The organism is Nocardia araoensis NBRC 100135, assembly GCF_000308435.1.
Lineage (GTDB): Bacteria > Actinomycetota > Actinomycetes > Mycobacteriales > Mycobacteriaceae > Nocardia > Nocardia araoensis.
In genome coordinates this window covers 1-19,949 of record NZ_BAFR01000352.1, presented here as the reverse complement: position 1 = coordinate 19,949, position 19,949 = coordinate 1, and the positions used below count along the sequence as shown (strand labels likewise).

The 19,949-nt window shown below is 67.2% G+C and carries 18 protein-coding genes; 3 read left to right on the top strand and 15 right to left on the bottom strand.

All coding sequences use genetic code 11. The features are described from left to right. Window position 1: 1 nt before the first annotated feature. The 10 genes from ON21_RS34915 to ON21_RS39560 form a co-directional block, all read right to left on the bottom strand. Entirely contained in the window at window positions 2-1,255 is a 1,254-nt protein-coding gene (locus ON21_RS34915; protein ID WP_039805304.1) for a cytochrome P450 family protein, read from the bottom strand. A gap of 240 nt (window positions 1,256-1,495) precedes the next feature. Then, window positions 1,496-2,668 carry an aminoglycoside phosphotransferase family protein gene (locus ON21_RS34910; RefSeq protein ID WP_039805302.1) on the bottom strand — a complete coding sequence of 391 codons (1,173 nt, stop codon included), beginning with the start codon at window positions 2,666-2,668 and terminating at the stop codon, window positions 1,496-1,498. Window positions 2,669-2,851: 183 nt separating this feature from the next. Then, window positions 2,852-3,610 (bottom strand): MerR family transcriptional regulator, encoded by a 759-nt coding sequence (locus ON21_RS34905; RefSeq protein ID WP_051021798.1) that lies wholly within the window; start codon window positions 3,608-3,610, stop codon window positions 2,852-2,854. 31 nt (window positions 3,611-3,641) lie between these two features. Beyond that, window positions 3,642-5,021 carry a serine hydrolase domain-containing protein gene (locus ON21_RS34900; protein ID WP_218004213.1) on the bottom strand — a complete coding sequence of 460 codons (1,380 nt, stop codon included), beginning with the start codon at window positions 5,019-5,021 and terminating at the stop codon, window positions 3,642-3,644. A 504-nt stretch (window positions 5,022-5,525) separates the two neighbouring features. After that, on the bottom strand, window positions 5,526-6,548 hold the full coding sequence (locus tag ON21_RS34895) for a metallophosphoesterase family protein (RefSeq protein ID WP_063821191.1): 1,023 nt from the start codon (window positions 6,546-6,548) through the stop codon (window positions 5,526-5,528). After that, window positions 6,505-6,894 carry a hypothetical protein gene (locus tag ON21_RS40520; protein ID WP_245562862.1) on the bottom strand — a complete coding sequence of 130 codons (390 nt, stop codon included), beginning with the start codon at window positions 6,892-6,894 and terminating at the stop codon, window positions 6,505-6,507. Before ON21_RS40520 ends, ON21_RS34895 begins: the two co-directional genes overlap by 44 nt. Before the next feature lie 425 nt (window positions 6,895-7,319). Continuing rightward, a complete protein-coding gene (locus tag ON21_RS34890) occupies window positions 7,320-8,582 on the bottom strand; it encodes a TMEM143 family protein (RefSeq protein WP_051021797.1) in 1,263 nt (420 codons plus the stop codon). A gap of 259 nt (window positions 8,583-8,841) precedes the next feature. Further along, entirely contained in the window at window positions 8,842-9,225 is a 384-nt protein-coding gene (locus tag ON21_RS34885; RefSeq protein WP_039805300.1) for a hypothetical protein, read from the bottom strand. Window positions 9,226-9,287: 62 nt separating this feature from the next. Further along, window positions 9,288-11,861 carry an ATP-binding protein gene (locus tag ON21_RS34880; RefSeq protein ID WP_083881094.1) on the bottom strand — a complete coding sequence of 858 codons (2,574 nt, stop codon included), beginning with the start codon at window positions 11,859-11,861 and terminating at the stop codon, window positions 9,288-9,290. A gap of 61 nt (window positions 11,862-11,922) precedes the next feature. Then, window positions 11,923-12,207 carry a hypothetical protein gene (locus ON21_RS39560; protein ID WP_176569404.1) on the bottom strand — a complete coding sequence of 95 codons (285 nt, stop codon included), beginning with the start codon at window positions 12,205-12,207 and terminating at the stop codon, window positions 11,923-11,925. A gap of 287 nt (window positions 12,208-12,494) precedes the next feature. On the opposite strand from ON21_RS39560, the gene ON21_RS34875 reads away from it, so the two are divergent. Then, the gene (locus ON21_RS34875; protein WP_086006536.1) at window positions 12,495-13,199 is read left to right on the top strand and encodes a response regulator transcription factor; all 705 of its coding nucleotides are present in this window, start codon (window positions 12,495-12,497) and stop codon (window positions 13,197-13,199) included. Beyond that, entirely contained in the window at window positions 13,177-14,724 is a 1,548-nt protein-coding gene (locus tag ON21_RS34870) for a sensor histidine kinase (protein WP_039805446.1), read from the top strand. The genes ON21_RS34875 and ON21_RS34870 overlap by 23 nt, the downstream gene beginning before the upstream one ends. Before the next feature lie 31 nt (window positions 14,725-14,755). On the opposite strand, the gene ON21_RS34865 is transcribed toward ON21_RS34870, so the two are convergent. The 5 genes from ON21_RS34865 to ON21_RS34845 all read right to left on the bottom strand — a co-directional run bounded on the left by ON21_RS34865 (window position 14,756) and on the right by ON21_RS34845 (window position 19,113). Beyond that, window positions 14,756-15,112: a DUF1330 domain-containing protein gene (locus ON21_RS34865; protein WP_039805297.1), complete on the bottom strand. Its 357-nt coding sequence runs from the start codon at window positions 15,110-15,112 to the stop codon at window positions 14,756-14,758. Window positions 15,113-15,256: 144 nt separating this feature from the next. After that, complete coding sequence (locus tag ON21_RS34860) at window positions 15,257-16,066, bottom strand: SGNH/GDSL hydrolase family protein (RefSeq protein ID WP_039805296.1); 810 nt, start codon at window positions 16,064-16,066, stop codon at window positions 15,257-15,259. Continuing rightward, complete coding sequence (locus ON21_RS34855; protein WP_039805294.1) at window positions 16,063-17,199, bottom strand: 2Fe-2S iron-sulfur cluster-binding protein; 1,137 nt, start codon at window positions 17,197-17,199, stop codon at window positions 16,063-16,065. The genes ON21_RS34860 and ON21_RS34855 overlap by 4 nt, the downstream gene beginning before the upstream one ends. 13 nt (window positions 17,200-17,212) lie before the next feature. Then, entirely contained in the window at window positions 17,213-18,700 is a 1,488-nt protein-coding gene (locus ON21_RS34850) for a phytoene desaturase family protein (RefSeq protein ID WP_039805292.1), read from the bottom strand. Beyond that, window positions 18,697-19,113, bottom strand: coding sequence for a nuclear transport factor 2 family protein (locus ON21_RS34845; RefSeq protein ID WP_039805290.1), 417 nt, complete (start codon window positions 19,111-19,113; stop codon window positions 18,697-18,699). Before ON21_RS34845 ends, ON21_RS34850 begins: the two co-directional genes overlap by 4 nt. Before the next feature lie 122 nt (window positions 19,114-19,235). Between ON21_RS34845 and ON21_RS34840 the strand changes: the two genes are divergently transcribed. Continuing rightward, on the top strand, window positions 19,236-19,799 hold the full coding sequence (locus ON21_RS34840; protein ID WP_039805288.1) for a PadR family transcriptional regulator: 564 nt from the start codon (window positions 19,236-19,238) through the stop codon (window positions 19,797-19,799). Window positions 19,800-19,949 lie beyond the last annotated feature (150 nt).

Genomic DNA, 19,949 nt, shown 5'->3' with positions numbered 1-19,949 from the left:
GTCAGATGTTCAGCGGGGAGGTCGGTGGGAAGGTGACCGGCAATTCGGTCAGGGCCCGGTGGAAGGGCCCTGGTCGCCAGTCGGGTGTTCGGTTCGGCAGGTTCAGTTCGATCTCCGGCAGCGCGTCGAGGAGTTGGTCGATGGCCTCTTGCGCGATCAGGTAGGCCAGCGGGCGCGCGGGGCAGGCGTGCGGGCCGAGGCCCCAGGCCAGGTGGGAGCGGTTGCCGGTCAAGTCGCCGGTGCGGATCGCGGGGTCGTTGTTGCACGCGGCCATGCTGATGACGACGGGCTGGTGCGCCGGCAGCCAGACGTCATCGATGAGGATCGGGTGGCGCGGGTAGGTGATCAGCAGGTTCGCCAGTGGCGGGTCGTTGAACAAGACCTCGTCGATGGCATCGCGGGAGGACAGGTTCCCGCCGAGGATGCTGTCGCCGAAGCGCTCGTCGGTGAGGATCAGCAACAGGGTGTTGGTGATCAGGTTCAGCTCGAACTCGATCCCGCTGCCGTAGACCTGGGACACATGATGCGACGCCTCCACGTCATCGAGCCGGGCGGAATGCCGCAGCAGCGCCGAGGTGATGTCGCGCTGGGGGTCGGCACGTTTCAGTGTCACCAGGCTCATCAGCGCCTCGCCGAGCATCTGATTGCCCTTCTCGGCGTCGACACCCTCGAGGAGAGCGGCCGTGCCGGCGGCGACCTGCGCCCCGATCTCCGGCGGGCAGCCGAGCATATAGTTCACCGCTTGGAAGACGAGCGGGAACACGTACTGGCGGATCAGTTCGGCGGATCCGTCTTCGCAGAAGGAGTTGATCAGCGGGATGGCGAGTCCCTCCACCACCGTGTGGAGGGCATACAGGTCGACCTCATCGATACTGGCGGTGATCGCCCCTCGGTAGCGGGTGAAGTCGGTTCCGGCGCTTCGGCTGGCCATCGGCCGCCACTCCAGCAGGGGAAGGATGGGGCAGTCCGCGGGGATGTTCTTCTGCCAGGCGCGCGGGTCGGCGGGGAAGTGCTCGGGGTCATTGAGAATCCGCACCGCGGTGCTGTAGCCGACCACCAAAGTCGCCGGGACACCGGGCGCCAACTCCACCGGTGCCAAAGAGCCGTAGCGCCTGCGCATCTCGCGATAGACGCGGTGTGGATCCGCGGCGAACTCGGGCGAGTACATGGGCACCCGCTGGTCATCGGAATCGGTCGGCGAGCCGTGGGCGACCGGGCACGCCCGGACCGGGGCCTGGGATTGCGGCGTACTCAAAGAGCGAACTCCGAACTGTTGGTGTTGCACTGCGTAACTGCTGAACTACCGCTCCACACCGCGACACTGCGCTGGAGCGACCTCACCGGGACTGCGCCGGGACCGGTTGATGGTATAGCGCGCGTGGCCCGTGCTCCTCACCGCGGACGAGAACAAGCTTCGCAGAATGTCTTCCGATTCGCTGCGCGGCCGGAATCGATCCGGCCGCGACGCCACTTCCGGCAGTGGACGAACTCGGTGTCAGACGCCGAGGGCCTGCAGTGAATCATGATCGTCGATCGCCGTGGTGATCCGCTTCAACAACGTCAAGCATGTTTCCACCGGCTGCATCTTGGGTTGATACGCGGCCCTGCCGATGGTGAACGCCCACGCCGCGTACGCGAACATGGACTGTTGCCGGTAGGCCAGCCACGCGTCGTCGAACGACGGCGCCTGGCCCCCGAGAGCGCCGAGTTCGTCCAGATACGCCGCCAACAGTTCGCGGTCCCAAGCACGCCGATCCTCGGGTTCGCATCCCGAATTGACGGTATAGGCGAAGTCGTGTGCCCAGCCGCCCCGCATCACCACTTGCCAGTCGACGAACCCCATTCGCCCCGAGGAGGTTCGATAGGTCTGCCCGATGTGCGGGTCACCGTGCAGCAGGGTCTGGGGAAGCTCGTTCGTCGCGTTGTCGATCGCCCGCTCGACACCGGCCCACAGCCGGTCCGCTCGGCCGTGCAACGCCTCCGGAACCACCTCCGCGGCGCGGCGCAGGCCGACCTCGCAGCGCTTCTTCATGTCGATGGCGGCGAGGTAGGCCGCGAGCGCCTCGGTCGTGGTCTTGAGGTCGGAGATCGACGGGTGGTTCCAGAAGGTGCGGTGCAGCCGAGCGAGATTGCGCACCAGATCTTCCATCTGGTCACGGGCGACCGGGGCGTTCGGCTCGACGAACTGGGCACCGCGGGTCGAGGCGATGTCTTCCATCAGGGCGATCGATCGCCAGGACGCCGGATCGGCCGCGCCCCAGTAACCGAACGGCGCCTCGATGTCGACCCGGGGGCGGAAGTCGCGGAAGAAGCGGGTTTCGCCGTCGATCATCTTTCCTCCCCCGAGGAGGATGCGCTGGGAGAAGGCCGTCGTGGTCTTCGCGAAGAGGTCTGTCGGCAAGCCGGCCTGCTCGCCCGCGTCGTTGTAGTCGACGCGAATCGCGATGCGGGTGGATGTCCCGCGGCTGCCGTTCGAGGTTTCGAACGAGAGCACCTCGGCATCGGGGACATCGCGGCACAGGACGGCCGTCAGCCACTGTGTGGTCAGCGTCTCCCCCGACACCGGGACGTCCTCGACGTTCCGGGCTTTCGGCCGGAACACTTTTTCGCCGATGATGTGAGCACCGACAGTGACGGACCGTCCGAGCAACCAGAGCTTGTGGTTCATTCGCTTGCCTCGATTCCGGAGTACGACATGACCGCCCGAGCAGCCGGATCGCCGGCGCACGGGTCCGCAGGACAGTAACGCACTCCGGAATTGGCTGTAGCGCAATGCTATTGCCAACGGCTCTCGGCTCACTGCCCGCCAGTGGCGGCCGAGTAGTTGTGCACTGCCTGTTCGGCGCTGTCCCTATGGGGCCGCCGATGAACGCGACTGTCGATCAGTGGTGGCCTTCTGCGCGATCCGGGTGAGCCGTTCCCAAGCGGGCGAGGTGATTCCGACCGATTCGTTCACCAGGCGGATCAGTTTCGGATCCAGTGCCGGGGTGGTCCGGCCCGCACCGGTGCGTCTGCCGGTGATCCACCGTCGGGTGCGGTCGGCCAGGTCCGCCAGGCGCGGGTCGTCGGGGGACCAGTCGAATGCCGCGTCGTAGTCGAGGTAGATGGCCCGGAATCGCGGATCGCCGATGGCGTCGAGCTTGTCGGCGGCCCAGTCCGACGCCTGTTCCGGGGCGACCGATTGCAGCAGGATCCAGATGTCACGCTCCATCCGGACCGCCCGGTCGCTCACCCCGAGTTCGCGCAGGCGCGCGAGATACTCGGCGACGTCGGTGGACACGAACAGCCGATCGCCGGAACCCAACTCGGCGATCTGCTCACGGGTGCGGCGGATCTCCTCGGCGCGTTCGGCGAGCATGCGGTCGATCTCGGCGATGGCAGCCGTGAACTCGTCGGAGTTGGCGGTCAGCAGTTCCTTGACCCGCGCCAGCGGCACGCCCGATCGCACCAGCGTCCTGATCTTGACCAGATCGATGGCGTCCTCGGCGCGGTAGCGGCGGTAGCCGGAGGAGTCGCGCGGCGGCTCGGGCAGCAGGCCGCGCTCGTGATAGACCCGCACGGCCTTGATGGTCACGCCCGCATACCGCGCGAGCTGCCCGATCGTGATCATCCGTGTCTCCCTTCGGTGGCGCAGGTCGCCGTCATCGCACCCGGGCGAACAATCGACCGGCGAGATCGATTCCGCTCACGGCGGCGGAGTCGTCCCTGGTGAAGTACCCGCGTTGTCCTCGCAGCCCGCCTTCGGTGACGATGTACTCGTCCGCGTCGCCGGGCAGCAGGCCGAGGGTAGCGGGTGGCAGATCGGGCGGCAGGTCGGTGTGCGCGGCGGCACGGATCTCCGGTTTGATGGCGCATTCGATCGTCAACGCTGCCCCGTCGGTGTCGAGGGTCAGCCGCATCATCTCGTTCTCGTAACGCCCAACGATGTCCCCTGCTCGCGCCGCGTCGTAGGGCAGCGGTTCCGGGTCGCGTTCGACCACGCCGAGGTAGTGTTCGAGCACCCACTTCACCACGGTTCGGTTCAACGCCAGCCCCGCGTCCGGGCCCGCGTTCGACATCACGGCCACGGCGAAGTCCCGCTCCGGCACGATGAGCAGGTCGGCGAACTGACCATTGCCCGACCCGCCGTGCCCGATGGTCGCGACACCGTCCACCTCGCGCAGCAACCAGCAGATGCCGAACGCGTCACCCAGTGTGCTTCCGCGCAGTTCCACGGTCTGCTCCCGCATCCGGTGCAGTAGTTCGGTGGGCAGGATGCGCTCGCCGCCCTCGGTTCGGCCGTCGCCGAGATGGAACCGGGCCCACCGCAGCAGATCGCGGACAGACGTCGCCACGCCTCCGCCGGGATTGTCGGCGCGCTGGTCCTTCCACTGTCCGGCGACGGCGAGCACACCGTTGAGGTCGATGTTGTGCCCCACCGCGAACCGCCGGGTCATGACGTCGTTGACCGCGTAACAGCTGTGGGTCAGCCCGAGCGGTTCGAACAACAGCGACGCGACCGCCCGTTCGAAGGTGGAGCCGGTGACGTTCTCGATGATCCGGCCGGCCAGGTTGAACCCCGCCTGGCTGTAGGACGGCCGCGCTCCCGGCTCCGCGATCAGCCGCGATTCGGCCAGTTCCACCGCGTGCCGCGCCAGAGCGTCGTCTCCTTCACCGGTGTCGGCACCGATCCGCCACTCCAGCCCGGCCGTATGGTTGAGCAGCCGCAACACGGTGATCTCGTCCGCGGCCGCGGCGGTAGGGGTGAATTCGGGGACATATCGCCGCACCGGCGCATCCAGCTCCACCCGACCATCGGCGACCAGCCGCAGCAGCGCGGTCGCCGTGAACGTCTTGCTGACCGATCCGACCACGAACATCGTGTCCCGGTCGACCGCAAGCGGATTGTCCACGCTGGTCACCCCGTGGCACGCGAAGTCTGTTCGGCCGCCCGTCGACACCCCGACCGCCACACCGGGTACGCCCAACTCCTCCGCCGACGCCGCAACGAATCCCGCCAAATTCTGTGTCATCTCGTTCATGCCACCATGCTCGAACCCCGCCCCAGGGGCAAGGTCAAGCCCTCGGCCGAAACACGTCGCTGCTGTGGGCCGGGGCAGCCCCCTCCACGCCCGGATTGATCCGTTCTGTCCGGCCGATACGGCGGGCTGCCCGGCTCGGCTGCCGCTGTCGAAGCCTTGGGATTCGCCTGCGCACCGGAGCAGGCAGCTCAGCCCGCCCTGACTCCGCTCGACTGGGTGTCGTCGTCCTCTCCCGCATCGTGGAGACGCGCTCGAGAAAGTCGCGATGTGTGCAGCGTCGAGTCCAGTAGTTCGCGCCAGGTGCGGCGATCGATGCGGGTGCCGCTGTCCAGCGACGACAGCGAGGCCGGGGCGCAGCTTGTCGGTGTGACGGACCGGTCTCGATCTCGGCACCGGCAAGCGGCTCACCACCGCACCGGCTCGGGTCGATCGACAGTAGATCGCCGAGCGGCGGAGCAGAAGCGGTGACCGACGGGTAGCCTCCGAACACCTGCGGTCGAGCGCTTACCGCTGTGCGGCGCTGCGCAATTCACGATGCCGACGTCCAGCGGCCGCAGTGCTGAGGCGAGGTATCGGCGTGATCCCGGACAGGTCGCGGCGCACGACATGGTTCCGGTCGGCGAGCGAGCCCAGACTGTAGCGTGACTGCAGGCCGAACAGTTGTGCGCGGGTGCGAGCGCTCCACCGGCGGGCGGCAGCCGTGCGGGTGGTGTGGAAGGTGACCATGTACCCGCCCTCGTACAGTCGCAGCAACGAGTACCCGGCGGGGTACTCCTTGATCGAGGCCACCTCCAGGAACTCCACCGGCACCGCGGCGTCCGGGCGGGTGCGCCGATTGCGGTGCGTGTGCCCGCTGTGGTGCAGGAACACGCCGGGAGAGCGCGCGTAGAGCTGGTGCACGGTAGCCGCGTCGTGCCGGTTCAGCACGAACCCGGGGCCGCCGAGGTTGGTCATCCCCGACTCCCTGGTCACCGGGTGGTGGCCGAAAACCAGCGTGGGCTGGTCGGGTTCGTCGCGCAGCACGCCGCGCAGTCGCGCTATCTGCTCGGCGTCGATGCGGCCACCCGAGCCGTCGAGATCCGTGGTGTCCAGTGCGATCACTCGTAGCCCGTCGAGGTCGTAGCTGAACAACCGCTGTCGTGGCAGGAATTGCGGACCCCAGCAGTCGTGATGCCCGGTTCCCTGCAGGCGCAGCCCCGACTGCCAGACCGCCCCGACCCTCGGCCGGTCGTGATTCCCCCGGCACACCAGTACGTCTCGGCCGAGTTCGCCCCACTTGTCGAGCCGGCGCCGCAGGTCGCGCGATTCGGTGGGGGTGCCGCGGTTGGTGAGGTCGCCCGCCAGCACCAGGTGGTCGACGTCGCGATCCGGCTCGCGCACATCGCTCAGCAGCGCCTCCAGCATCAGCGCCGGATACGGGGCCATCCCGGGCTCCTGCCGGACGCCGGTGGGCAGCGCGGGCACGATCTCACCGCTCACCTCCTCACCGAAGTGCAGGTCGTTGGCCAGCGCGATGGTGCGCAGCAACCGTCCCGGTGGCGGCGTGAGAGTGCGGAATTCGTGTCCGTAGTCGTCGTTCCACCACCAGCGCGCGGCCGAACCCGATGTCGCACGCACGCCCCGGGGAACGGGCCTCCATGCGATAGAGCCTGCCGGGTTCGAGCCCGGTGACTTCGACGTAATGGAAGGCGGTAGGCGTGGGGTCGGAGTACACGATCGGCAGCGGCTTGGACGAATCCGCCGGTCCGAGCGCGAGTTCGGTATCCGCAGCGACCGGCCGCTTGCGTCCGATCCGGTCGATCGCGGCGGTCGTCCAGGTGACCGCCACCGACCGGTCGCTCACCGTGATCAGTTCGAGGTCCCGAGCTGTCATCCCCGGAGACTCGGTCGCGAGCAACGCGAATCCGTCTACCGGGAGTACGGCCAGTGCGGTGAGTGCGGAGAGTGCGGTCCTGCGCGAGAGTCCGTGGTGGCCCATCGCAACCCCTGCCGTAGGTTTCGCCGATGCGTCGACGGACTCGACGTTATCCAGGCAACCGTGCCGGCCCGTGAACAACGGTTGAGCGGTGCAGGTCGGTTGGCCACCGGTTTCCTGAATCGGCCCGTGTGCGCGTCAGCCGCAGTTCACGGAACATTCGAAGAAGGTCACCGCACTCGCCGCCGACGCCTTCTGCTCATCGAGTCGCACAGGCTCGTGCCCTTGGTTGCGTCGGGTTCGACGAGCGGCCTGCTCGGCGTCGATTCCGCGGGCGTCGCACCGGGTCGCTGGGCCGGCAAGTCGGGGCCGGGGCACCCGCTTCAGCCGAGTGCGATCGCTGCCTGGTGCGCTCCGCTGTCTGCCGGTCGTCCGCCACGGAAAAGGTTGTCCCAATAGCGATCCAAACGCTGTTTCGCCTCGGTCAGCGGGACCGCGCCCAGTGTGCCCTGCTCGTCCTCGATGAGCAGTTCCCATTCCCGGAGTCTGCGAAGTCCGTCGCGGATCTTGAAGTCGAAGGTCGTCCCCCACCGTGCGCGGAACCAGTTCTCCACCTGCCGATCGAGTTCCGTGGCGGTGAGCGGCCGGTCGGCGGTGCGCAGGAAGTGGTAGGCCAGGACGGCTTCCTTCACCTCCGATTCCTCGGTCGCGCCGAGCAGGTGATGGAACACCCCGGCGTCGTTGTCGAGATTGCGGAAATAGAGGTGCTCCGACAGCGTCTTCATCAACTTGATCTTGCGGTTCTTGAACTTGGAGAACTGCCGCACCAGATAACCGCCGAAGGCCGCCGATCCGGCGCCGAGGGTGACCAGCGTGGCCTGATCCAGCCGCACGGATTCCTCACGCAACCCCACCCAGAACGCCAGCAGAAGCAGCAGCGGCCCCAGCGAGGCGACCAGCTTGGTGACGACGACGACGATTCCCGAAACCACCGCGGGCACCCCGATCAGCAGCTTGTCCAGCGGCCGCATCCGCACGCGAACGCTCGGATACAGCATCTCCAGGTCGTTTCTCGGGACGTTCTGGAACAATTTCAACAGCACACCGCCGTTGGGCCGATCTCCGACCGCATCCGCGCGCTCGGTGAACGCGATGTACACCAGAACCTTCCCGTAATTGGTGAATTCGACGCTGCGCCGCCGCAGACCGAACAGCCACCGCACCTGTTCGGTGCGCCGCGAGACACCGCGGCGGAAGAACATCGCCGTATCGATGTCCTCCGCGTCGACCTCCAACCGCACCTTCACCAAAGAATGCTCGGCGAACGCGCGCTCGATCTCAGCGCCATCGATGCGCGTGAAATCCGCCGACTCGGCCAGCGCGACCAGCTCACCCTCCACCCGAGCCCGCGCCGCGTCCCGGTCCTCGGGTGTAGCGACACGGATCGCCCGTTCGTCCTCGGCGGGATCGACCAACTGGTAGGCATCGAGCACCGCTTCACCCCGCACATGGAACTCGTTGTGCACCAACGCCGAAAGCAGACGCGCGAACTCCACGAACGACTCGCGTTCGGTCTCGGGGAGTTCCTCGGCACACAGCGAGATCACCGCGCTCTTGCGGAACGGCAGGAAGTGTTCGGGGTCCATCGGCAACTCCTCTCAGCGGACCGGGCCGTCGGTGACAACCCTAGGGGGACGCGGGAACCCACCTACGCCGCAGACGGTTGCGCGAGTGCCGCCCGCTCCATGACCACGCCGAGATCATCGACCGATACGCCCGGCCGGTGGAGTTGCCGATAGCAACTGATACCCGCCCGGGTAGCGAGCTACGAGCGGCAGCCGACAAAGCGCCCGGCCGCGTGATGTTCGACATGCGAGCGGCTACCGACCGCACCGAAGTGAGGATCTACACAGAGGGGTTGTCACGCCCGCCGAGCTGGACGCTTCCGATATCGCGCGCTTGTACGGAGTGGCCGTGGATCTGGGCTTGCCCGCTGATCGTGTTGATCACGGCCTCGTCGGCAGCGGCTTGCTGAGTGTGATCGATCCAGGTACGAATGAGATCTGCGAGGACCGGGTCGGCAGCAGCACTGTTCATCAAATGCCCCGCCAGGTCGACCGCGCCGTCGCGATCGTCTTGCGCTCGCCGTAGTGCGCGATCCGCACGGGGTTCGTCACCGAACGCACGACGGGTCAAGCGCGCCAGCCCGTTCCAGGCGCTCTTACCGGCCTCGCCGGCCGCCGCTTGTGTGATCAAGGCGAGCAAAACGCTCAAGGAAATCGGATCCATCTATCGCTCCTGCATCTTTCAAGGCTAAGTGATGTAGCGCATCCGGCTGCGTGTTCCGGGATCTATGTGTCGGCTGGCCCGCCTGAGTCCTGATCAGGTGGCGAGAACCGCCGAAGAGATGATTCGATCGAGTCACGCAAGGTCGTCGCAGCGGAATCGTCGTATTCGTCGAGCAGGGACGATGCCTCGATCCAGTAGCGCGTCGCGTCATCCGGTTTGCCGAGGTCGACCGACACGTGAGCGAGGTGGTCGAGCGCTACCGCGGTACCCCACTTGCTGTGGATGCCGCGGTAGAGCGCGATCGCCTCGAGATGGAAGCTCGCCGCTTCGTCCCACCGGCCGAGCAGTCTGTAGGCGGTGCCGGTAGCGTCGAGCGCCTCCGCTTCTCGATTGCGGTCGCCGAGTTGCCGACTGAGGACCGCCGCACGGTGATACGTAAGCAGCGCCGCGTCGAGGTCACCTCTATCCCTCTGCATATCGCCGTAATAAATAAGGACGACCACTTCACCGACTTTCGCTGGCGACTTCCTGAGCACTATCTCAGCCCAGCGAGCAGACTCATCATATCGACCCAATTTGTGAGCGGCGCGCATGAGGATGATCAGCACGTCGAGTTCATGTGTAGCTCGACCCGATATGCGCACTGGCTCGAGCACGGAACTCGCGCTATCGTACGCTTCCTGATGTTGGCCCGAATTCATGTAGATCCACGGTCGGTTCGCCATCGCCAGAACGATAATGTCCGAGTGGTTGTGCTGTTTGGCCAGCATTTCCGCTTGGCTGAGATAGGTGTGCGCGAGATGCGGGCGCCGAGCGTTGACATTGATGAGTGAGAGCAGGTTCAAGCTGAGCGCTTCGCCCCGATGGTGACCGACACTCCGAAACAATTCGAGCGTCGCTCGGCCCGTCGCTTCAGCCTTGTCCAACTGATGAATCTGCCGGTATGCCATGGTCAACGACTGCATGAGGAGTGCTTCTGCTGCGGTGTCGTTCAGTCGTCGCGCGGCTTCGAGCCCGAGTTCCGTGATGAGGAACCAGTCATCGAAGGCGTTTATCAGCGGGAACAGTCCATTGAGCAAGGCCGGGATCTGCCAGGCCGCCTGGTCGTTCCCGGTCCGGACGGCCAAACGCACGCATGCTACGAAATTCGCGCGTTCGGCATCGAACCAGGCCGACGCTGCGTCGGCGTCGGTGAATATCAGCTGTGGGACGCCGGTCGGCGGCTCGTCGAGCTGGATGTCCTCGACCGGTTCGACGAGGGGGATCGCTAGGTTGTTCAAGCAGTTGTCGATCGCGTGTACATACCATGCCAGGACGCGCCCGATGGCGGCGTCTCGCTCGTCGGCCGTGTCCTCGTGGCGGACCTGGTCCATCGCATAAGCACGTAACAGATCATGGAACTGGTAGCGGTCGTGGCCGATTTGGTCGAGTAGATGCGCCCCGACAAGTGCGTCCAATAGTCGGCTCGCCTCGATGACAGGTAGAGCGGCTATGACCGCGGCGGCATGAATCGAGAACTCCGGGCCGGGATGCAATCCGAGCAACCGGAACATGCGGGCGACCTCAGCCGGTAATGCTCGGTACGACCAGGCGAAGACAGTGCGTACCGCATCGGCCTCCTCGTCGTCCTCCGCCGACAGCGCGGACCACAGGTGCGACTCGTCTCGCAGGTTGCCGATCAGCTCACCCATCGGCATATGCGGCCGCACCGCGGCGCGTTCGGCGGCAATCCGCAGGGCGAGCGGGAGCCGGGCACACAGTTGGGCGAGTTCGGCGATGTCTTGTTCGCTGTCACCGGAACGGTATCCGTCGACAGTTGTGTAGAGGAGTTCGATAGCGGCGGGTTTGTCGAAGAGTTCGAGGGTGAGTCGATGGGCGCCGTCGCGGGCGACCAGACCCGACAGCCGCGATCGGCTGGTGACCAAGGTCAGGCAGTGGCCAGCGCCGGGGAGCAAGGGACGCACCTGTTTGACCGTAGCCGCGTTGTCGAGCACGATCAGCGCTCTGCGCTGCGCCAGCAGCGAGCGAAACAATGCGCTGCGCGTCTCCTGATCCGGTGGCAACGCAGCCGGGCTGACTCCTAACGCGGTCAGAAATCGTTCCAAAGCTTGGCCGGCGGTGACCGGCTCACCAGGATCGTATCCGCGGAGGTTGACATACAGCTGGCCGTCGGGAAACCGGGTACGGACTCGATGCCCCCAATGCACGGCAAGCGAGGTCTTCCCGACCCCCGCTGTACCGGTCAGCACGCAGACCTGCGCCGATCCCGGCCTTCCCGCCCCGAGCTCGAGCAGGCCGTCCATCTGCTCGATGTCCCTGACGCGGTTGACGAACCCACGAACATCGGCGGGCAACTGAGCCGGAACGGGGACGGCCTCACTACCGACGCTCTCCCGGCCGGGAGTGTAGAAGTGAACTCCCCCGGCGATGTCTCTGGCCTGCACCACATCTCCGGCGCTGCCCGACAGATCCGACCGAGTCCCACCCAACTCGCGACCGGACCTATCGTCTCTGCTTGCGGTCATCGACCCCCCAATGCGAACCAACACCAGGATTATCCGCCGAATCGAGATGCTCTGGCGGCCAATGTGAAAAACGGGCTGCGCAGTAGCACGCGAAAGCGCGGCGGTGGACATCGGGTCCACCGCCGCGCTCGATTTGTTCAGTTGTTCAGCTCAGGTGTTGCGGGTGCAGGGGTCACTGTCCGGGCTGGCACTGCGGGGGCGGGCCGTCCGGGTGGTCGCCGGGCGGCGGACCCTGACGGTCGCCGGGCGGCGGACCCTGGTGGTCACCGGGCGGCGGACCCTGGTGGTCACCGGGCGGCGGACCCTGGTGGTCACCGGGAGGCGGGCACTGCTGACCGGGCACCGGTCCCTGTCCCTGGGGCGCGTCAGCGCTGGCCACACCGGCTCCTATGCCGAGGGCGCCGAGCGCGAGCGCACCGGCCACGGCGCTCATTGCCAGCTTCGATGGGAAACTCATCTGCGTTCCTCCTGTTGTCGGATCAGGTCCGAAACCATCGGCCACTGCTCTGAGGCCGACGCCAGAATCGTTGAGCCTCAACATTTGTCCCTCGTTGGCGGAAGCTGTGCGCCGGCTGTGAACCGACCGGACCGGGTACCGGGGCCTCCGCCGTACGGGCCTGTTTCCGCTGGTCGTGCCCTCACAGCAAACACATAGCCGAGCCACAGCGGACCCCAAGCGTTCGTCGCCAAGGTGTAACGATGTCCGCGACGACCACCGGGAACGGGCCGGCCGAACGAGTTGTCATGCGCCGCGCCGACGGCAGTCCCATCACCGTGCTGGTGGTCGACGACGAGCCAGTTCTGGCCGAGATGATGTCGATGGCGCTGCGCTACGAGGGGTGGGAGGTCACGACCGCCGGTGACGGCCGGACCGCCGTCGGGAAGACGCGTGAGGCCCGCCCCGATGTGGTCGTGCTCGACGTCATGCTGCCGGACATGACCGGGCTCGAGGTACTCGGCAAACTGCGCGCGCAACACCCGGACCTGCCGGTGCTCCTGCTGACCGCCAAGGACTCGGTCGAGGACCGCATCGCCGGGCTGACCGCGGGCGGCGACGACTACGTCACCAAGCCCTTCAGCATCGAAGAGGTGGTGCTGCGGCTGCGCTCGCTCCTGCGCCGGACCGGCGTGGCCACCGAGAACAGCGACGCGCAGTTGGTGGTCGGTGATCTCGTGCTCGACGAGGACAGCCACGAGGTCACCCGTGCGGGCGAGATGATCGTCCTGACCTCCACCGAGTTCGAATTGCTCCGGTTCTTCATGCGCAATCCGAAGCGGGTATTGAGCAAAGCGCAGATTCTGGATCGGGTGTGGAGTTACGACTTCGGCGGACGGTCCAACATCGTCGAGCTGTATGTCTCCTACTTGCGCAAGAAGATCGACAATGGACGCGCGCCGATGATCCACACCCTGCGCGGTGCCGGGTATGTCCTCAAGCCCGCAGGCTGAGGCGGCGCGCCGGGTGCTGATGCCACGGCGCTGGTCGCTGCGGGCCCGCCTGCTGGTCGGGCAGGTCTTGTTACTGGTGATCGTGGTCGTGGGCATCGGCGCCGCGACCGAATTCGCGCTGCGCCAGTTCCTGGTCCATCAACTGGACACCGAACTGATCGATGTGCAGAAGCGTTCGCTCGGCGAGGTCGGCGGCGGCCCGAGCCTGGGACCCCGCCCCAGCGGCGAGCAGGCGCCGCCGCTGCCTCCACCCCCGCCACCGCCGCCGAACACCGGGCCCGGACCCGACTTCCTCAACCGGCGCGGCATCCAGCCCGACATGATCGGCGCCATCGTCCACGGAGGAAGCGTCACCAAGGCGGGCCGCAACGCGGCCGACGGCACGCAGGAATCGTTGTCGCGGGCCGCGCAGGAGCAACTCGCCGCGGTGGCGGCCACCGGGAAGCCGGTCGATGTCGATCTCGGCGGGCACGGCCGGTATCGGGTGGTCGCGGACATCACTTGGTCGGGCGACGTCGTTGTCACCGGTCTGCCGTTGACCGCCGTCGACGCGACGCTGTTGCGCGTTCTGTTGATCTTGGCGATCGTCACGGCGGTCGTCTCGATCGTCGCGACACTGGTCGGTATCTGGCTGATCCGGCACGCCCTCGCGCCGCTGGATCGGGTCGCGGCGACGGCCGCGCGGGTGGCCGGACTCGAACTGCGTCGCGGCGAGGTCGTGCTGCCGGTGCGGGTTCCGGTCGCGGACGCCGATCCGCGCACCGAGGTCGGACAGCTCGGCGCGGCGGTCAACCGGATGCTCGATCACATCACGGGCGCGTTGTCGGCACGCCACGACAGCGAGACCCGCGTCCGGCAATTCCTCGCCGACGCCAGCCACGAACTGCGCACCCCGCTGGCCGCCATTCGCGGCTATGCCGAACTCGCGCAACGCAAACGAGCCGAGGTGCCCGGCGAGGTGGCCAATGCGATGGCCCGGGTGGAGTCCGAGTCCCGGCGGATGACGGGTTTGGTCGAGGACATGCTGCTGCTCGCCCGGTTGGATTCCGGACGCGGGCTCGAGCACGAGCCGGTGGATCTGACCCAGCTCACGGTGGACGCGGTGAGCGACGCGCATATCGCGGGCCCGGAACATCACTGGGATCTGGAGCTGCCCGACGAACCGGTGGTGACGACCGGGGACGCGGCCCGGCTGCATCAGGTGCTGGCGAACCTGCTGACCAACGCGCGGGTCCACACCGGACCCGGCACAACGGTGCTGACCTCGCTGGAATTCCACGGCGACGGAGGAGCCGTGCTGCAGGTGACCGACGACGGCCCCGGAATCCCGGAAGCCTTGCAGCCGACGGTGTTCCAGCGTTTCGCACGGGGCGACTCGTCGCGCTCGCGGCGGGCGGGCAGCACCGGTCTCGGTCTGGCGATCGTCGCGGCGGTCGTCAAGGCGCACGGCGGTGACATCTCGGTGGCCAGCGAACCCGGCCGCACCGCGTTCACCGTGCGTCTGCCCGGCGCGGGAACCGGCTAGTTGCGCGGAGGCGGGACGACCTCCCTGGACGTCACAGCTGGTCGGCGACGAGCGCTGCCTCCCGGATCGCTTCTACCGCTGCGGTCGGGGCGTAGCCAGGGGGAACGCCTTCGACCAGGATGAGGTCACCCTCGATGTGCCGCGTGCGCAGCGGCGCGATCTCCCGGTATGCGGGCGAGTCCCACCACGCCCGCGCCTCGGCGATCCCCGGGAAGCCGAGCATCACCACGGCGCCGGGCCAGCTGCCTTCCTTCACCTCGTGCGGTGTCGCGTGCACGAGGTAGTGGCCACCGTAGGGTTCGAGGGTCTCCGAAAGGCGCTCCATGTAGTCCGCGATCTCCGGGTGCGGAGCGGCGTCTTGCAGGTGGGCTATGGCGTAGGCGGTCATGATCCGATCGTGACATGTGGATCGACCAGGATCGATTACCTGCCAGGTAAGCGTCACTCGTCTCGCGGCGGTGAGCTGGGCGACCGGCGAGCGCCGATACGGATGCGGGGCCACCGGAGCGCACAGCGCGCCACGGGACCGTGATCACGGCTGGGACCGGTCCGTGGACGCGGCGGTCGCCGTGCGGCTGTGCACCGGGAGTAGGTGCGGGCGTTTTGCGGTGCGTCCGTCACCGGATGAGCGGCCGGTGAGTCTCCTACCGAGCCACGGCCCGAGAAACGTTGTCGCCCAGCGCAGTTCGGTCATCACCGCCGCCAGCGGTGGGCGGGCGGGGAGCGGCGGCGACAAGGGTTCGGCCCAGCTCTCGTCGGCGCCGGGCAGGCCCAGGGCGTGCGCGAGGGCGTCGGCGATGCGCTGATGTCCCAGCGGGTTGGCATGGAGCCGGTCGAGACTCCACAGGCGGGGATCGGTGACGGCGGCGTGGTGAGCGGTTTCGGCGACGACGACGCCGTACCGTGCCGCCGCCGCACGGATGCGCTGGTTGAGCGCGGTGACCCGACCGCCGAGCGGGCGCGCGAGCGGGGTGATGCGCGCGAGGTCGGGGAAGGTCAGCGTCGCCACGACCGCGCCCTGTGCGGTGAGGGCGGCGAATATCGCGTCCAAGTGGCCGGCGACCTCGTCGGCGTCGAATCCCGGTCGCAGCAGGTCGTTGACTCCGGCGACCACGGTCGCGAGATCCGGGCGCAGCGCCAAGGCGGCATCGAGTTGTTCGGCCCGGATCTGCCGGGCGAGCTTGCCTCGAACCGCGAGGTTGGCATAGAGCAGGTCGGGATCGGCTTGCGCGAGACGTCCGGCGAGCCGGTCGGCCAAACCGCGCAAGCCGGTCCGATCGTCGCCGTCGCCGACGCCTTCGGTCTGACTGTCGCCGAGCGCGACATAGGTCCGGTAGGTCACAGGCTCAGCTCCACATCGGTGATCGGGTAGGCGACGCAGGAATGGGTGTAATCGAATCGAGCGTCGGAGAGCCGTAGCTTCGCTTCTTCGGCGTTGTGCACCTCGCCCTTCAGAATCCGCACCCGGCACAGGCTGCATTCGCCGGAACGACAGGCGGCCTCGGGACGAATACCGTTGTCCTCCAGTGCGTCCAGTAGCGGCCGATTGCGCGGGGTGCGGAAGGTGGTTGCGCCGACGGTGACGGTGACCTCCTCCGCCGGATCGACACCGGCGGGCCAGTGTGACTGGGCGGTGGGGTCACTCGGCGCCCCGTTGGCTTCGAAACGAATACGTTTGCGTGGGTAGCCCAGTGCCGTGAGTTGCTCGAGGGCGTAGGGATACAACGCCTGCGGACCGCACACGTAGACCATACGGCCGCCGAGTTCGCCCGCCAGCCGGTCGATGGTGCCCGCGGTCAGGAAGCCGGTGGCACCGGTCCAGCCTGCGGCGGGTTCGGCGATGACGTGGTCCACGTCGATGCCGGGGTGCGCGGCGGCGAGCTCGTCCAGTTCCGCGCCGAAGATGATGTCGGAGTCGTCACGGGAGCCGTAGATCAGGTGGAAGGTGCGGCCGAGGCCCCGGTCGGCGATCTCCCGGATCATGCTCATGGCCGGGGCCACGCCCGAACCGCCCGCGAGGAACACCACATCGTCGCCGTGGAAGAGCGGGTTGTGGTGGAAAGTGCCCATCGGGCCGGTGGTGGTGAGCACCTGCCCGATCCGGACGGTATCGATGAGCAGGTTGCTGACTCGTCCGCCGGGGACGCGGCGGACGGTGAGGTCGTAGTGGGTCAGTCGGGCGGGGCTGGAGGAGATGGCGTACGGGCGGCTGGTGCCGTCGACGAAGACGTTGACGTACTGGCCCGCCAGGAAGGGCGGCAACTCCGACTGGTCGGCACGCTCGAGCCGGAGGGTCTTGGTGGTGGCGGTCTCCTCGACGATCGCGGTGACCACCAGTCGCAGTCGCTTGGGGTGGTAGGCGTCGATGGTGGCGCGTGTTTCGGAGAGGTGGTCGCGCGTATCGGCGATACGGGCATCGATCTCGGCGAGGATCTCCGCCGCCCCGTCGAATCGCTCTGCGAGTGGGTGTTTCACGTCTGTCCTCCGGTCAGGCGGCTTTGGAGCGCAGGAGGCGGCGGGCGACGCGCGCACCGGCCTCCAGGGTGGGCTGGAATCCGCCGATGCCGGACCAGGAACCGGCCAGATGCAGCCCGGGGACGTGGGTTCGGCGTTCGCTGTCGCGGAACAGCCAGCCCTCGGTGGCGTCCTGGTCATAGCCGTAGATCGCGCCGCCCGGGTGCCCGAGGTAGCGCATCATCGTCAACGGTGTCGCGACATCGACCTCTTCGATGGCGTCGCGGATGCCGGGTGTGATGGTTTCGCACAGGTCGAGCAGGGTTTCGGCGTAGGCGAACTTGGTGCGCGCGTACTCGGAGGCAGCGACGTTCTTCCAGATGTCGGCGTACTGCAACGTCATCAGGCTGACGTGCGTGGCGCCGGCGGGCGCGAATCCGATCGGCGCGACATCGTAGGAGCTGACGCAGATGCCCCGTGCGGGCTCGAACGACTTCCACGCACGGTAGGTGCGGTCGTCGTCGGCGTCGATGTTGACGAACGTCGTGCTGGTGGTGAACCCGAGTTCGGCGGGGGTGGCGTCCAGCCCCATGTGCAGCACGAAGCCGGAGACACCGATTCGCCTGGTGGCCAGATCGTTTCGGACCGCGGCAGGGACGTCGATGCCTTCGAGCATGCCGTAGGTGCTCGGCAGCGACGCGTTGGAGACCACGTCGGCAGCGGTGATCTCCGACCCGTCTTCCAGCCGAACACCCAGGACGCGCCCGGACTCGGTGAGAACGGCTTCGACGCCGGTGTTGAACCGCACGTCGCCGCCGGCGGCGAGGAAGGCGTCGAGAACGGCGGTGGACATGGCCTGCGACCCGCCGCGCACATGCCAGGGCTTGAACTCGAAGTAGGCGAACAAGGTCAGCGCCAGATCCTGGAACCGCAGTTTCGACGGCGGCTGCCCGAGATAGGTCCAGTACATGCCCAGCGCGACCTTGATGCGGTCATCGTCGAAGAACTCGTCGAGCACGTCCTTCAGCGGCCGCAAGCCGTACTCGAACAGCACCGGGTCGATCTGCTCGACCGGCATTCCCCGCATGGCGGCGATCTGCCAGAAGGTCACCTGCCGGAGCAGGTCGAAGAATTTCGCGGCCCGGTCGCGGTTTCCGGGGAACTCGGCCTCGATGGCGTCGACGGCACCGTCCCAGTCCGCGGGCAGGGTGAGATCCAGCCGACCGGGGATCACGGCACGATAGATGTCGTGCTCCTGCACGAACTCCAGCTTGTCGGCGATACCGAGCTGTTGGAAAAGCCCTTCCCGCAACGACATCGGCTGACCCTCGACGCCGACGCCGGACAGCTGGTGCAGCGCGACCTCGAACTCGAAACGTCCGCGACGGAAGGAGGTCGCGCAGCCGCCGGGGATATTGTGCCGCTCCAGCAGGAGGGTTCGCGCGCCCGCGCGTTGCAGAGTCGCCGCGGCGGTCAGTCCGGCATTGCCCGCGCCGATGACGATGACGTCGTAGTCGCTCACGCCCCGCCCGCCTCCCGCGCGAGCTGCGCGGCGGCTTCGGCTTTGATGCGCTCGAACTGGTCGCCCATGCGCGCCGCGAGTGCCTGTGCCGCCGACAGCGGACGCACCATGACCATGAAGTCATCGATCTTGCCGTCCTCGTCGACGTGCAGGAAGTCGCAGCCGGTCAGCCGCTTCCCGTCGACCGTGGCCTCGAACACCAACGCGTGATCACGACCGTTGACATCGGCGATCTCGCGCACATAGCGAAAGTCCTCGAACACGCGGATCACCGCGCGCAGGATGGCCGCGGTGATGGCCTTGCCCGGGTACGGCTGGAACGCCACCGGACTGGTGAACACCACGCTGTCGGCCAGCAGCGCCTCGATGGCGGCCTCGTCGCGAGCTTCCACGGCTGCCCGGAATGGGTGCATATCCCACCTCTTCTACTAAAAAAATTTAATAGGTGACTTGCACATTATCGAGGTAGTTAGACCGTGTCCAGAGATCTTAGGACATCTATTTGAATAGTCTTCTTGAGTGGTAGCCTGGGCAGATGGCGCTACGCAACGCGGTGCTGGCCGCCCTGCTGGAAGGCGAGGCGTCCGGCTACGACCTGGCCAAGAGCTTCGACGCCTCGGTGGCCAACTTCTGGATGGCCACGCCCCAGCAGTTGTACAAGGAACTGGAGCGCATGGCGGCCGATGGCCTCATCGAGACCCGGGTCGTACAGCAGGAGCGCAGGCCCAACAAGCGCCTGCACGCCATCACCCCCGCCGGGCGGGCGGCGTTGCACGAATTCGTCGAGAAGCCGGCCAAACCGACCGCCATCCGCGACGAGATGATGGTGAAGGTACAGGGCATGGACGCCGAGGACGCCCCTGCCGTGCGCGCCGCGGTGGCCGACAAGCTGGAGTGGTCCAGGTCGAAGCTGGCCCGCTACGAACGCCTGCGTTCCCGGTTGCTGGACGGCCGCAGTGAGCAGGCGTACCTGGCCGAGGCCGAGCGAGTCGGCCCTTACCTCACGCTGCTACGCGGAATCTCCTTCGAGCAGGAGAACATTCGCTGGGCGGAGTTCGCGCTGTCGGTGATCGATCGGCGGATCGCCGCGCACGTGTGACGGCTGCGACGGGCTTCCCAGGAAGCGCCGCGTCCTCGGCGCTACCGTCGGGACCGAGGTCGCGGCACAGTGACGCGGCTGTTTTCTACCCGGCGGCCCGGGCCAGTTCCGTTTCGCGATTCTCGATCCGCTCGGTCGCACTCGTCTGCG